Genomic DNA, 14108 nt, shown 5'->3' with positions numbered 1-14108 from the left:
ATTCCTTGAGCATGTAGTGGGATTAGTGACTGGCCGCCATGACGGCTTCACCGACTGTTTTCCATTGCGCGACTGGACTGTTGTTGTCGAGGGATGCTGCATTTAGCAGAGCGGTCGCGTTAAGCCCGCTAGCTTTGCAAGCGTTGTGGCAGCGCATGACCCAATCGATGTCTCTCATTGTTGTGGCCTGCTTGAACATCAGCTTCGAGGTGAGCACGGTGACTTCAGCCGTGGTCCATTTCAGTAATTGGGCCAGGCGAAGGTTGACGACACTTGTCTCGCGACCGAAGAAGTTCGCGAACTCCAGGTAACTCAGCAAGCTTTCTTCCGGCTGCTGGTAAGTACTCATGAAGTGGTTGAAGCGATCGAACAGATACAAGGTTTTGAACGACAGCCTCAGCTGTCCATCCGGTGTGTCCAGCCAGCGGGCAGTGTTCAGGAGCGCGCGCAAAGCCTTGTTGCTTAACTGCAGCCGGACAGCGGCCTCGGTATGGCGCAGAAGCGGATGCAGTTCGCGCGCAAGTTCGTAGGCGTTTTTTGAGTCCAGCGTTGCGGTGAGAATTTGATGGACGGAGGTTTTCGCCCACACCACTACATCGCTTGCACAGTTCATGGGCAGCAAAAAGGTTTCCTGCAGAAACGCTTCGATCAGGTGCTGCTGACGATCATGGGCGAGCAGGAGAAGGTTTTTAAGTTTTTGCTTGCAGTTGGTCTTGAGCCTGAGGTCTTTGTCGGGATCCGCATCCAGCGTCAATTCAACAAAGATTTTATCCAGCGCATCTGTCAGCTTCTGCGGTACATCGTCTTTGATCGAAGGGGCGAAATTTTTTACCAGACCTTTATCATCGAGCAGGGTATCCGCCAGCTTCGCTCCCCAATCAAACTTTTCCGGCAGTGCCAATGTCGCCAGTTCTTGTGCTGTTACCGCGCACTGGCGCGTATCGGCGACAAGTTTGGTGAGGTGATGCTGCAAGTCCCCCAAGAGATAGTCGTCATTGGGATGCAGTTCAAGAAGACGTTGCAGCATCGGGATGTCGTAGGCGGACTCCTTAATCCAGCGGGTTATCCAGTCCAACTGCATCAGGATATCGAGAATGTCGAGTACAGAAGCTTCCTGAGGGGGGGCACTCAGAGCGACTTCATCAATCTCGCCAGACAGGGTGTTACCGGTTACCAGACACCTGGACATACTTTCCCCGCCCAGCACATTTGCCAGCGTCGACAGTTCGGCAATCGATAGACCGAACATTCGCGCTATCCGGGCCTGGCGATAAATTGATGACAGCGTGGGCAAGTCACACTTGAGCGGACCCAGGTATTTCTGCGTGTTTTTGACCACTATCAATAGCGAGTCCTCTGTCAGAGGCAGGCCCAGGCTGACGCTCAAGTGCTGGAGAATGGTATGAGAGACCGGGTCCGAATCGTTCGCCAGGAAGGCTCGACCATCGAGCTTCAGTGGCTTTTCGAACAGCCGGGCTTTATTGAATACCTTATCGAATAGGGAAGTATTATCGCCGATAGCGCATGGGGATATCTGGTGTAGCAGTGCCGCAAAGTCTTCAGCTGTGATCGAGTACCGCCGGTTCAAAAAACGATAAACACCGAGAGTTCGAATGACATAGCTGTCGAGTTGCATCTTTGCATTGACTCGCAACTGCGACTCCAATGCGCTGCATATCAGGATGTCCAGTTCGTTGAACGGAATTGCGAGCCAGCGCTGGAGGCGGATCATTCGATGCAGGCGTTCGAGTTTGTCCTCGGTCGCATTGGTGATTTCGCCGGGCTTATTTTCGTTGTCCAATGTCATGCTTTTATCATCGGCAACGACAGGGCCATTTACATAACGGGCACCATAGGGCCGGGAAAAAGGCACCCCCAAGGAGTAATGAGGGGATGTGCGAGGCGCGAATTTACCTTGTGCCAGCAATGCTTCCATTTGCTCGGCCTTAAGTTCGGTTCGTTCCAGAAAGGTCGGTATTTTTTTCAGGTCGGAAATCGACGCGCTGCCAAAGATTTTTTCCCAGTAGTTGCCTTTGCGCTCGCTCTGTTCCTCGGGGGTGAGTCGTGTGTGTACCTCATGTGTCAGGGTTTTTTCGGCCCAGGCTGTCAGCAACGCTTGCTGTTTCGGACCCAGCCCGGACATCAGCATCTGAGCTTCATGAGACGCAGTCTCCAGCACCTTGCCGTACGGAGAACTTCTGGAAGGCGTGAGAGGAAGGGAATCGCTGATGAGATAGTTCAGTTCTCCGAGCGTCGGTTTGTTCGCGCTCAACCCCAGCAGGCACTGATGATGGAAAAACTCATAAGGAAGGGCAAAGGGGTAATACCTATGCGCTAAAACCTCATAGGTCGACTTGCCTTTGTCATCGGTGGTCTGCAGCGCCTTCTGAATGTTTTTGTCCAGAATCGCATTGACGATTCCGAGCATCGGTTGCGCAGTGAAGGCGCTTTGCTGATCAATCGACAGATCGGCGAGATCCGGACGGCGTCTTGCCAACGGAATTCGGATGTTTCTTTCATCCGGTGATTGCGAGGTGCTGGATTCCAGTTGCAGGGCAAACCGGTACAGCGCTCTAAGGTAGGCGACCGGTGAATCGATGGCGGCGATCGAATCATTCTTACAGGCGTCGTCCCAGTTCTCTTTGAACAGATGGGTATAGGTGGGGCCCTGTTTCTCGACCGCACGAATGCCTAGGGGATGCCATTGATGCTGTGCCGTTCCGTCTGACGTGCGCTGCTCACGATAGAGATGGCTGATCTGAGCGGCGTAACATCTTGCGTCGTTATAGAGTGACTTGGCGTCGATGTTGCCAGCATGGGTTTTGTCGTTATTGATCTCGGTAGCTAGACGGTCCTTGAAGTCGGCTTCGGTCATCCCGGTGATATCGAACACCGAGGTAAGCCCGAGCTTTTCTTTAACGAGCTTTTCAAATTCTGCTGCTTTGCCTTCGGGGGCGTAGGCCTTGATCAATGTATCGAGTAAGGATTTAGTGTTGTTCTCGGTTGAGGGGGTGTCGTCCATGCCGATGCGTCTCTGAGGTGGAGAGATCGACATTACGGTGTGGCAGGCGGAAGCGCTGTCAGCTTCTTCGTTCAATGGGAGCTGGAAACTTCGCCACTTGGCAGGAGGAATGAGGCGGGAAGGTTGTAGGATTTTGAACGGAGAATAGTCGTGACATTCGCCAGTAAGCCCCAGGCCCACCAGTAACGATACTGACGGGCCTGAGGCGCAGGCGTTACACCCGGAAGTGACTCACCATCATCTGCAACTGATTACCCAACCGCGCCAGTTCAACACTGGAGGCGGCCGTTTCGTCGCTGGCGGCGGCGGTCTGTTCAGACACGTCGCGTACGTTGATGATGCTGCGGCTGATCTCTTCGGCCACGGCGCTTTGCTGCTCGGCAGCGGCAGCGATCTGCTGGTTCATCGACTGGATGTTGGACACCGTGCGGGTGATGTTTTCCAGTGATACGCCGGCCTTGCGCGTCAGCGCCACGCTGCTGTCGGTCAGGGCGCGGCTGTTGTTCATCACCACCGACACTTGTTGAGTGCCGTTCTGCAAGCCGGCCACCAGGCCTTCGATTTCCTCAGTGGATTTCTGCGTGCGCTGGGCCAGGCCACGAACTTCGTCGGCCACCACGGCAAAACCACGACCGGCTTCACCGGCACGGGCCGCTTCGATGGCGGCGTTGAGGGCCAGCAGGTTGGTCTGTTCGGCCACGGCCTTGATTACGTCCATGACGCTGCCGATCTTGTCGCTTTCCTGCTGCAGCACGCTCATGGCTTCGGTGGAGCGCGCCACTTCGCTGGCCAGGCGTTCGATCTGGGCGATGGCTTCGTTGACGACTTTATCGCCTTCGCGCGCTTCGCCATCAGCGGCCGCTGCGGCCTGGGACGCTTCTTCAGCGTTACGCGCGACTTCCTGCACCGTGGCAGTCATCTCGTGCATGGCGGTGGCCACTTGATCGGTCTCGATTTTCTGGCTGTTGACCCCGGCGCTGGTTTGCTCGGTCACGGCTGACAGTTCTTCGGCGGCGCTGGCGATCTGAGTGACGCCATCGCGGATACCGCTGATCAAATCGCGCAAGGTTACGCCCATGCGTGCGATGCCTTGCTGCAGCACGCCGAGTTCGTCGCGGCGGGTCACTTTGACGTCCTGGGACAGGTCGCCGCTGGCGATGCGCTCGACCACGGCCAGGGTATCGCGCAACGGGCCGGTGATCTGACGGGTGATGATCACGGCGGCAATGACCCCCACCAGCAAGGCCAGCAAGGTGCTGATCAGTTGCAGCGTGCGGGCCTGGGCGCTTTCGGCGTCGCGGCGGTCGAGCTGGATCTGATACAGCTGGTCACTCAGGGTCACGATGGTGGCGCCCTGGTCAGTCATTTCCTTGCGCGCCTGCACCGCCTCGGTGTTGGCGGCTTTATACGCTTGCAAGGCACTGCGGTAGTTGCTTAGCGCGGTTTCCAGCTGGCGCAGCGCATCTTGCTGGGTCTCGGCGAAATGTACGTTGAGCTGGTTCAGGCTGGCGATGGCTGTGTCCAGTTGGGCGACGGCTTTTTGCTCAGTCTCGGCGTTGGTGCTGGCCGTGTAACCACGCACTTCGTAGCGAGCCAGGATGAACGCTTCCTTGGCCGCGGTGATGGCCTGGAACTGTTCGAAGCGTTGGTCGCTCAGGGGCATTTGCTGCACGCGGGTGCTGATTGCTTCGATCAACTTGCTGGCGGTATCAGCATTGGCGCCCATGGCGTCGCGGGCGCTGTTACCGGTGCGGTAGGCGCTGCGCATTTTGTTCAGGGAGATCTGGTAAGCGCTGATGGTAGCGCTCTGCTCTTTGAGCAACTTGACGTTTTCCGGGCTCTTGAAACTCGACAGCAACGCTTGTTGCTGAGCGATGAAGCCGTCGAGGGTGGTCTGCACATTCTGTGCGGCGGTTTCGTCGCCGTTGGTCAGCATGTATTGCAGGCGAACCACACGCAGCTTGGTCAGCCCAGCGTTGAGCTGAGTGATGTCGCTCATCCAGTTGCTGCGGTCAATCAACCCGCCCAGGCTCGTCCAGCCGGTCAGGGCGAGGATGCAGGTCAGTGCCAGGACCAGGCCGAATCCCAGGCCCAGTTTCAGGTTCACGCTGATATTACCGAACCAGCTATTCATCAATATTCCTCCAGGAACGTTGTGCTTCTTGATCGTCGGTTGGCTGGAAGATTGTTGTTTTAAGAGCCAGCAAGGGGGGGTTAGCAGGTCTGTATCGGCAGCAATCCCGGGAGCTGAAAGGTTTTTGTTAGGCAAAGTTTGTAACAAGGTTTTCACACGGGTTTCACCGGCTGCCGACGCGCGCCTCTTTACCCTCGCGGCAACGAATGACAGTGGTGCATGCCGGCGAGGTGGCTTGATGTGGAATTGAGACTGAGTCTGTTCGGGATAAAACGCTCGATCGATCTGAGCCGTTTGGCCCGTTATCGAAACGCCGCAGTCGTGCTGGCATCTGCCTTGTTGGTTATTCCGCTGACCGTGTGGCTGTTGCGACCCGCCGCCGTCCCTGACCTGGCCCATGGCAATGTGGCGGGTGCCCGGGCGTTGGCGACCGGGTGGGCCAAAGGCGACATGATCGTGCTGGTGCGCCACGTCGAGCGTTGTGATCACTCCACGGCTGCCTGCCTGAGCGGCAATGACGGCATCACCGATCGCTCCCGAAGCGTGGCGGTGAGTGTCGGCGCGCAGTTCGAGCATCTGGGGCTGGATCGGGCCGACATCTACAACAGCCCGGTGATGCGCACGGCGCAAACCGCCGGTTACATGTTCAACAAGGTCGGCGTCGGCGAAGACTGGTTGGTCCACTGCAGAGACAACATGCTGCGCGATGCCTTGGCGCACAAGGTGGCCGGACGCAACCTGATTCTGGTGACCCACAGCGAATGCATGGCGCAACTCGAAAAAGATCTCAAGTTATCGACCGAGACCTTGGGTTATGGCGCTTCTCTGTTTATCTCCGCCAAAAAGTCTCAGCCGCCGCGCATGCTCGGTTTCATCGAAGCCTCCGACTGGCGTTCGGTAACCACCGAATGAGTTTCACCATCATTCCTCTGGATCAGGACATACGATGCTGACTTCTTCCCCTTACCGCTTTTACTGGGTGAACTTTGGTATTCCGCTGGCCTGCGCGGTCGTGGTGTTCCTGCTGTTTGATCTCACCAGAATTGATATCGCCTTCAGCGATCTTTTTTATGATCCGGCCACACGGTTGTTTCCGTTACAGCATGTCCATCTGTTCGAAAAAATCACTCATAAATGGGCGCGGATCATCCCGAACTGGACCGGCGAGGTCGCGATCATCGGCGCTTTGCTGTCGTTTCTCTGGCCGCGACTGAAGGCTGAAAAACATTCGAAGATCATCACGCTCCTGGAAAAAATCAAAGTCGCGCCGGTGCTTCGGTTCGCCAGTAAACACCGTCGGGACTTCCTCTATGTGGTGTTCGCGTTTTCCATCAGCACTGGCGTTATCCACTACCTCAAAGGCCACACCAGTGTGTATTGCCCGGTCGAAACGACCCAGTACGCCGGGAACATCGAACACAAGGAGTGGTACCAGAATTTCGACCTGCTGAAAGTCGCAGGCAATGGTCGCTGCTGGCCGGGTGGACATGCGTCGGGCGGCTTCACCATGCTCGCGCTGTACTTCGTGGCGCGTCGCTACCGCTGGCGGTATTCCAAAGCGCTGATGCACGGCTCGCTGCTGCTCGGTTTCGTCTACGGCACGACGCGGGTTCTACAGGGTTGGCACTACATGTCCCACACCTTCTGGGCGGGAATCTTTGTATGGCTGGCATGTTTGCTGACGGCGTTGGCGTTCTATGGGCGGGCGCGGCTGGAGCTGCCGGTGCGACAGCAGGCTGAGCGACCTGTCGTTGAGCCGTTTACAAGTTCACCCGCCAGCGCGGAGATTTAGGCCGGGGGCCGTTGAATTCCTGAGTAGCAGTGTCCTTCCTGGCACTGCTACTGTTTGACGCTACGGAGTTTGAATTCAAGGAAGATGCAATGGAGCTTTCGCTGACGGTGGGCACTCATACATTGAGATTGAGTGCCCCCGACCCCGAATGGTGTAAAGCGTTGCAGCATGCGCTTAACGCCAGTTTTACCACCCATTCCGAATTTCTGCCCTGGGCCAAACCCTACACCACCGAGGACGAGGCCAGATCGTTCCTCGCGCGGGCAGTCGAAGAATTCAAAAGCGAAACAGGTGAGCGGCGGCTGTTTATCGTCGACGATGCGGCGCACACGATCATCGGCTGCATCGGTTTGAAGCCCCGGCGCCGCAACCGCTACGTCCTCGGCTACTGGGCCAATACCGAGTATTCGGGCAAAGGTTATATGCGCACAGCGCTCGAAGAATTGATCAAAAGCCTGCCCGGTTTCACGTTGTACCTGACCACGGACTCGGCCAACGTGGCGAGCCAGCGGCTGGCTGAATCGGCCGGTTTTGGTTTGATCAGGAAGTGTTATCAGGCGCGGTGTGCGCAGCAGCATGGGGAGCAGGAATATTTGTATCGATTGAAATGCCTGCAGGAACTGCCGAAGGTTTCCCCTGCGCGGGCTATTTGAACTGACCGCCAACAAAACCGCAGACAAAAAAAAGCCCGCGGGAGCGCGGGCAAACCGTAGTTTCTTGAATGAGCGAGGGCAATGTACAGGTTGGGGGGAGGTGGTGGGGTGAAGAAAAATTCATGTGGATGGAAGGCCTCCGGCGTGTCCCTCTGAGTGAGCGAAATACCCGGTAGTCGCAATAATGTTATGTATACGGTACATTTAAATATAAATGTCACGGTAAATGAACATGGATTATTCTCTGTTGATCTCCCGCTTAGGTAAGCAAATACGCGAAAAGCGTATGAATCGTGGCCTGACGCAAGCAAATCTGGCCGAACTCGCCGGGCTGACTCGGCAGAAAGTCATCGCAGTAGAGAAGGGCACTCTTTCTGTGAGCATGAGTGCTTATGCGCGGGTGTTAGGTGCTCTGGATTGCGAATTTGCTGTCATTCCGGCAGCCATGCCGACCCTGGAAGAACTTGGTGAGCTGTTTTAATGAAAATGACCTCGCTCAAAGTCAGTACCCCCGAAGGGGGCAGCGGCCGAATCCTCACTAGCGCGGAGGATTTCATTTTCCGCTACGACGAAGATGCATTGCCCAACATGGCAATCAGCTTGACGATGCCCGTTCGCCCCGACGAGTTTCGTCGACGAGACCTGCACCCTATCTTCCAGATGAACCTGCCGGAAGGCTATGTGCTGGAGCAGCTACGCAATCGCTTGGCCAAAACCGTGAACGTTGACCCAATGCTGTTACTCGCTCTGTCCGGTAGCAGTTCACCCATCGGCAGGGTTCATGTGCGCTCGGAGGCGGTCGATGCCCTGTTGGGGGCGCAGACATTTGCGGGAGAAAAACTTGAAGAGATTCTGACGTGGGACGGCACGGAAGATATCTTTGCAGACCTGCTTGATCGCTACATCCTGCGTGCAGGTATTTCAGGTGTTCAACCGAAAGTCCTGGTGCCGGAGCAGCAGGAGTCGCGACCACGAATCACCTCGAAAACTTCCGATTTGATCATCAAAAGTGGCCGAGACGAGTTTCCAGGTCTGGCGATCAACGAGTTCCTTTGCATGTCCATTGCCAAGGAGGCGGGCATCCCCGTCCCGGAGTTTTTCCTCTCCGACAATTCCAAGTTGTTTGTGATGCGTCGTTTTGATCGAGACGACCAACTTGATCCACTTGGTTTCGAGGACATGGCCGCGTTGATGGGGCTTTCAGCCGATCAGAAGTACAGCAAAAGCTATGCAGCAATCGTCAAGGCGATTCGCCTGTTCTGCCCCGCGCAGCATCTGCGATCCTCCCTTGATCAACTCTTCGATAGCGTGGCGCTGAGCTGCATCGTCGGAAATGGCGACGCTCACCTGAAGAATTTTGGCTTGCTTTACTCGGAGCCTACGCAACGTGATGCGCACCTGGCGCCAGCTTATGACATCGTCAACACCACGGCTTATATACCGGAGGATGTATTGGCGCTGGATCTGGCGGGCAACAAGTCAATGTTTGCCTCGCGAGAAGGATTGCTGGAGTTTGCGCAGACATGTGAAGTCACCCATCCGAAGGAGCGTATCCAGACACTGCTGGCTGCGTTGGAGGTGGTGTTGGAGCGCTATCCCCAGCATCGAGAGCAGGCACCTCATGTGGTCAGAGCCATCCAAAAAGCGGCGGCGCCATTTGTACTGACTTTCGGGTAGAAATCCATTTTTCACGGGCTGAGCAAAAATGGGCGACCTCAATGAGGTCGCCCATTTTGCTTTTCTACGCAGAAATCTGCGTCTGTAACCGTCGCGTGTATCGATCCATGACAAAACCTTCATTTGATCAACGAGCGCGATCCATCAGTGAAAGACAGGAGGCTTGTCTACAGCCACCGACGCGTTCGGATCAAGGTTATCCCGCGCTCGGTTGACCAAAAGCTCGGTCAGCATCGTCAATTGCTGAAGCGCCAGCGCTACATTGCGCTGTGGCCCATCGAGTCGGTTGGCAAAGTCCAGAGTCATGACGTTGAGGGACGCCAGGGTTTCGCTGGCATGAGAGAGCAGGGTGAGCGTGTCAACGTCGGGGCGGACGCTGAAGATGTTTCTGTTCAGGTTGCGACGGCGGGCGCTGACGGCGCGTTCGGTGGCTTGGGGACGTTGGGTGGGGTCGAGAGTTTCAGGCTCTGAAGTGGCCGGTTTTTCAACTAAATGCAGGGTGATTTTTTTCATAAGGGCGTTCCATGAGGTTAGGGATCCTTACGCTGCTTCGGCTTGTCAAAACCATTCGCAGGGTTTGCAGCGAAGCGTGAAGACTATCTGCCGGAAACGTTGTTCGCCAGTTCATGGAAGTCGCTACGGGTTGCGGGAAATTTCCCAGGATGGCGTGGTTCTAATCTGTCAGAGAAATCCTTTTTCACTATTTTTGGCCCTGAGCAACCGCCGTGCCGAATACTCCTCCGTCTCAGTCGCTCAGTGTGGGTGTCTGTGATGGATATCAGGAAAGTGCGGATGACTGTGTTGGATGGGAGCGTGGTCGTGTAAATGGCTATGAGGTTGAGTGCCATCCCACTCAAAGGCATGTTCATGTTGATGGTGCTCATCGTGAACATGCGGATGGTCATGTGTTTGTGGTTCGTGTTGGTGTTCGTGAGAATGGCTCTCGGTAAGGTGTATCCAGACGCCTACCCCCATCAGGCCTGCAGCAACCCAAAACACCCACGTCACTGCTTCGCCTAGAAGCAGGATTGAAATAGCGGCCCCCAAGAACGGTGCAGTAGAGAAGTACGCACCTGTGCGTGCTGTTCCAAGCCCCCGCAAAGCCAAAACGAATAGCACCAGGCTAACGCCGTATCCTAAAAAGCCCACGAGCAGCGTTGGCCCTAGCAGAGACAATTCAGGGAGATGCATTCCAAGAGCAATCCCTAAAACGCAGTTGACGACCCCGGCGACCAATCCTTTGATGCCGGCGATGAACAATGCATCCGATGCGGAAACCTTCCGGGTAAGGTTGTTATCGATGGCCCAGCAAAAACATGCAATCGCTACTGCGATCGGGCCAACCCAACCATGGGGCCCCGCGGAAGTTTGAGGCCAGCCCAAAAGAACGCCACCTGCAACTATTGCGATCATTCCAACGACGATCCGCCGGTCGGCGTTCTCCTTGAAAACCATCCAGGCAAGCAGAGCGGTTAACACCGCCTCAAGGTTAAGCAACAGCGAAGCAGTGGTGCCTGAGGTGAGGGTAAGGCCGAACATTAGAGACACCGGGCCCAGCACTCCGCCGAACGCGATAGCGCCAATGAGCCATGGCCATTCCGATGCTGTTAAGCCGGCAGACTGCCAACCGCGATCACGTATTAACCTGGTGACGGTGAGACCTAAGCCGCTTCCCAGGTAAAGCAAGCCGGCGAGCAAGAATGGTGAGACGTTCAGCCCCAGGACCTTGGCAAGCGGTGTGCTGGCACCAAAGAGAGCCGCAGCACCCAAGGCGTATAAAATGCTTTTGGTCATCATCGGTTCCGTAGCAAAAGGCATTGTTGAGAAACACGATACCCGTCACGTACAGATAGCGCACTGAATCGCAACGGGTGCGTTGAAAAAGTGGCGGAGGCGGCCGAGGAATACCCGCTCAAATCGACAAAAAGGCACCTGCGATAGGCTCGTCAGGTGCCTTTTTGTATTGGGGTAGCGGCAACGATTTCTATGCTGGGTTCGTTACAGCGCCGAAACCTGCATCTGTAACCTTCGCCCAACCACATCCAGCAAATCGCAACCATCGCGCAGCGAAGTCACCAACACCCGCGCCAGCTCGCTGTGAACGCCTTCGTTCACAGTTCACAGCGAAACTCTCCAGCAATTGAGTCGCCGTGCGGATGCGGTAGGCCGCCGTTTCATGCAACACGTCCAGCGGTGCTTCGGTGTCGATCAGCAGCGACGCGATGGTGCAGTCGATACCGGTGACCGGCATGTATCGATCCATGACAAAACCTCCATTCAATCAACGAGCGTGATCACTCAGTGGCAGACGGGCGTGACCGCCGGCGTGGGCGAGTCGAGGTTATCCAGCGCTCGGTTGATCAACATCTCGGCCAGCACGGCCAGTTGCTGAATCGCCAATGCCACGTTGCGATGCGAGCCTTCAAGCTGGTCGGCCAGATCGGTGGTCATGACATTCATGGAGGCCAGGGTTTCGCTGGCGTGACCGAGCAGGGTTGGGGTGTCGACGTCGGGGAGAATGGTGAAAATATGGCTCACGGGATCGGGCTGTTTCGGGTCGCGCAAGCGGGCGCTGACGGCGCGTTGGGTGGCTTTGGAGAGTTGGGTCAGGTCGAGGGTTTCAGATTCCGAAAGGTCTGGGTTTTCAAGGGAATTTGGGTTGTTCTTTTTCATGGAGGAACTCCGAAAGTTAGGGATCCCTACGCTTTTCGGCCTGTCAAAACCGTCCGCCGGGTTGCAGCGAAGACAGAAGGTTATCTACTCGGATCGTTACTCGCCAGTTCATGGAGTTCGCCACAACTTGAGGGAAATTTCCTAGGACGTGGTCAGTTCGCCTCCAGCAAAAGCTGCAATTAAGACCTAGGTTGGAAAGGAGAGTCGGGAGAGTCGGACGCAGGCGCTATTGAGCGACATCGAAGTGAGTAACGTGCTTTATCGTCCAGCCGCAATGAAGATCGCCCTGAAAGAGGATACCGAGCGTATACGGGAAATAAAAAGCCCGGCATCTGGCCACGCACTTGGCGGGCTTTGTTGGCTTCGATTGGGCCGGGGGGGGAATCGCCCCGGCTAACCCTTTGATTTTAAAGGTTGTAGCGTCGAGGCTGTCATATTCCTGTCATTCTACGGGCAGGTTAACCGTGATCGTAGAGTGTGTATGCCCGATCTACCCAAAGAACGTGGAAAATTCTGCCGAATCGAAACCCGACCATCGGAGCCTTTCCGATCGCCCGAAATGCTATCAGGTGTACGTCCTCTGTGACGACTGCTGGAACAGACGCCTTGAGGGATGTGCGGTCGATGATTTCGTAGCCCAACCCGTGCCTAGGAGCCTGTCTAAGCTGCTGCCAAGTGAGCTGGCTCAAGCTGCGAAGTTTGCCCAGAACACCACCACGCTCTTCGGCTGAGCAGTCACTGACGCAGTAGCCTTGCTGCAAATATTCAAACGAGAAAATCGGAGGCTTTAGGTCGGGATTGTCGACCTGCTCGGTACGCTCCTTCAGCATCTGACTTTGCTTTGGTGCTCTGTCCCTGAGTCGTCCCATGGGCCTGCTTCCTTTTTATTTGACTAAGCCCTTGAAGAAAGCTTGCATCTCGTCTTTTGGAATCTCGAGGTTCAAAGCGCCAGCCTTGAAGTTGTTCTTCCAGGGAGCCTCTTCATGGGTCATTTCTCGTAGTCGCCACGCAGAATATTGACCATAGATCTGTTGAACCTCATTCAGTAGGTCAATTTGCTCTGCGGAGAAAACTTCTGCGTCGAAGTCGGTAGGGAAGGGGATGCTTCCACTTCCATGATGCTTATAGTGATGATAAACCGATGGCACCACTGGGCCATGAGTCCATGCTTCGATTTGTTCGTCAAAAAGGGGGCTGCCAAAGACTGCGAGGTGAAACCCCTGTGCGTAATAGACGAGCTTTTGAAGCTTCAGGTTAGACACAAGATCGCCTGCATCTTCATTCGCTTGAGCGAGGAAAAATTTCGCCGCGTCGATAGAGTTAGGCATATGACCTCCAAGTCAAAGTCCTGTGAATACATACGTATAGCATGCGAAAGCTAAACGGTCGCCGATTATCCGCTTGACTTGGAAGAAGTCAATTGATCTCCGTCTGGTTTGTGCCAGAGCCTTTCAGCCTTCGATCCCGCTCCGATGTCAGCAGTCGGCATCCATCGCCCGTAGACCCTAGCAATCATTGTAAAACGGGGACAGACCACGATTAATTCAGTACCAGCATGATCATCCAATCCAATCCAATCCAATCCAATCCAATCCAATCCAATCCAATCCAATCCAATCCAATCCAATCCAATCCTGTCCTACTCCTGATCACTGCTACGGCAGCGCCCATCACACCTCACTCACCTCCACCGTGTGCTTGAAGTGATGCTGCCAAAGCCTAATTCCCAGCCCGCCTGTCCGATCCAGCGATGACCCCACCGTTAAATCCGTAATCAACGTTGGCTGCAACCCCGCATCAAACAGCGCAAATCCAGCCGCCAGGCAGCAGGTCTCCGTCTGAAGGCCGCAGACCAATACCCGATCCACCTTCAGGCTTTTCAAATACTCGATGGTTTCCGGCGACGGCGCATAACCGTGCTTGATGAAAATACGGTCGGCCTGGATCAGGCTGTCGTCGTCCGGAGCGGGGTGCCAGCCTAGTTGTTTCTGGAAGGGCGTTTTGGATTCGTCGTAGCGTTCGACGGTGGCGACGCTGGGCAGGGTGCCGATGAGTGTCCGGATGCCGTCGATGAGCCATTGGGGCGGGGCGAAGCTAGGCTGCATGTCGATGATCAGGAGGGCTTGGCGCATGGCATCTCCGGGGGGGGGGGGGGGG

Annotated in this window: 13 protein-coding genes and 2 pseudogenes; 5 read left to right on the top strand and 10 right to left on the bottom strand. The window is 55.6% G+C overall.

What is annotated here, in order from left to right; genetic code table 11:
• Positions 1–22: 22 nt before the first annotated feature.
• The 3 genes and pseudogenes from PMI36_RS0130015 to PMI36_RS32560 form a co-directional block, all read right to left on the bottom strand.
• Positions 23–3022, bottom strand: coding sequence for a Tc toxin subunit A (locus PMI36_RS0130015; protein WP_008076161.1), 3000 nt, complete (start codon positions 3020–3022; stop codon positions 23–25).
• Between the two features lie 214 nt (positions 3023–3236).
• On the bottom strand, positions 3237–3950 hold the full coding sequence (locus PMI36_RS32565) for a methyl-accepting chemotaxis protein (RefSeq protein ID WP_429547825.1): 714 nt from the start codon (positions 3948–3950) through the stop codon (positions 3237–3239).
• 144 nt (positions 3951–4094) lie between these two features.
• A pseudogene (locus tag PMI36_RS32560) lies at positions 4095–5021 on the bottom strand (methyl-accepting chemotaxis protein); the annotation flags it as partial.
• Positions 5022–5396: 375 nt separating this feature from the next.
• Here PMI36_RS32560 and PMI36_RS01565 point away from each other — a divergent pair.
• The 5 genes from PMI36_RS01565 (at position 5397) to PMI36_RS01585 (ending at position 9278) form a co-directional block, all read left to right on the top strand.
• Positions 5397–6068, top strand: a complete 672-nt coding sequence (locus PMI36_RS01565; protein ID WP_008076159.1) for a histidine phosphatase family protein — start codon at positions 5397–5399, stop codon at positions 6066–6068.
• A 34-nt stretch (positions 6069–6102) separates the two neighbouring features.
• Positions 6103–6948 (top strand): phosphatase PAP2 family protein, encoded by an 846-nt coding sequence (locus tag PMI36_RS01570; protein WP_008076158.1) that lies wholly within the window; start codon positions 6103–6105, stop codon positions 6946–6948.
• Between the two features lie 89 nt (positions 6949–7037).
• Positions 7038–7601 (top strand): GNAT family N-acetyltransferase, encoded by a 564-nt coding sequence (locus tag PMI36_RS01575; RefSeq protein ID WP_008076157.1) that lies wholly within the window; start codon positions 7038–7040, stop codon positions 7599–7601.
• A 232-nt stretch (positions 7602–7833) separates the two neighbouring features.
• Positions 7834–8082: a helix-turn-helix transcriptional regulator gene (locus PMI36_RS01580; protein ID WP_032830757.1), complete on the top strand. Its 249-nt coding sequence runs from the start codon at positions 7834–7836 to the stop codon at positions 8080–8082.
• Positions 8082–9278, top strand: a complete 1197-nt coding sequence (locus tag PMI36_RS01585; protein WP_008076156.1) for a type II toxin-antitoxin system HipA family toxin — start codon at positions 8082–8084, stop codon at positions 9276–9278. Before PMI36_RS01580 ends, PMI36_RS01585 begins: the two co-directional genes overlap by 1 nt.
• Before the next feature lie 144 nt (positions 9279–9422).
• On the opposite strand, the gene PMI36_RS01590 is transcribed toward PMI36_RS01585, so the two are convergent.
• From PMI36_RS01590 to PMI36_RS01620, 7 genes and pseudogenes are all read right to left on the bottom strand, one after another.
• On the bottom strand, positions 9423–9791 hold the full coding sequence (locus tag PMI36_RS01590) for a DUF6124 family protein (protein ID WP_008076155.1): 369 nt from the start codon (positions 9789–9791) through the stop codon (positions 9423–9425).
• 240 nt (positions 9792–10031) lie between these two features.
• The gene (locus tag PMI36_RS01595) at positions 10032–11072 is read right to left on the bottom strand and encodes a DMT family transporter (RefSeq protein ID WP_008076154.1); all 1041 of its coding nucleotides are present in this window, start codon (positions 11070–11072) and stop codon (positions 10032–10034) included.
• A gap of 204 nt (positions 11073–11276) precedes the next feature.
• Positions 11277–11541 (bottom strand): annotated as a pseudogene (locus PMI36_RS01600) (hypothetical protein).
• A 35-nt stretch (positions 11542–11576) separates the two neighbouring features.
• A complete protein-coding gene (locus PMI36_RS01605; protein WP_008076151.1) occupies positions 11577–11951 on the bottom strand; it encodes a DUF6124 family protein in 375 nt (124 codons plus the stop codon).
• 458 nt (positions 11952–12409) lie between these two features.
• Positions 12410–12820: a hypothetical protein gene (locus PMI36_RS01610; RefSeq protein WP_008076149.1), complete on the bottom strand. Its 411-nt coding sequence runs from the start codon at positions 12818–12820 to the stop codon at positions 12410–12412.
• A 15-nt stretch (positions 12821–12835) separates the two neighbouring features.
• Entirely contained in the window at positions 12836–13279 is a 444-nt protein-coding gene (locus PMI36_RS01615) for a Panacea domain-containing protein (protein ID WP_008076147.1), read from the bottom strand.
• Between the two features lie 342 nt (positions 13280–13621).
• Positions 13622–14083, bottom strand: coding sequence for an isochorismatase family protein (locus PMI36_RS01620; protein WP_008076144.1), 462 nt, complete (start codon positions 14081–14083; stop codon positions 13622–13624).
• Positions 14084–14108: the final 25 nt, after the last annotated feature.

The sequence above is a fragment of the Pseudomonas sp. GM79 genome, assembly GCF_000282495.1.
In the GTDB taxonomy this organism is placed as follows: Bacteria; Pseudomonadota; Gammaproteobacteria; order Pseudomonadales; family Pseudomonadaceae; genus Aquipseudomonas.
The sequence above is the reverse complement of the archived record's forward strand: the minus strand, read 5'-3'. Positions and strand labels throughout refer to the sequence as shown.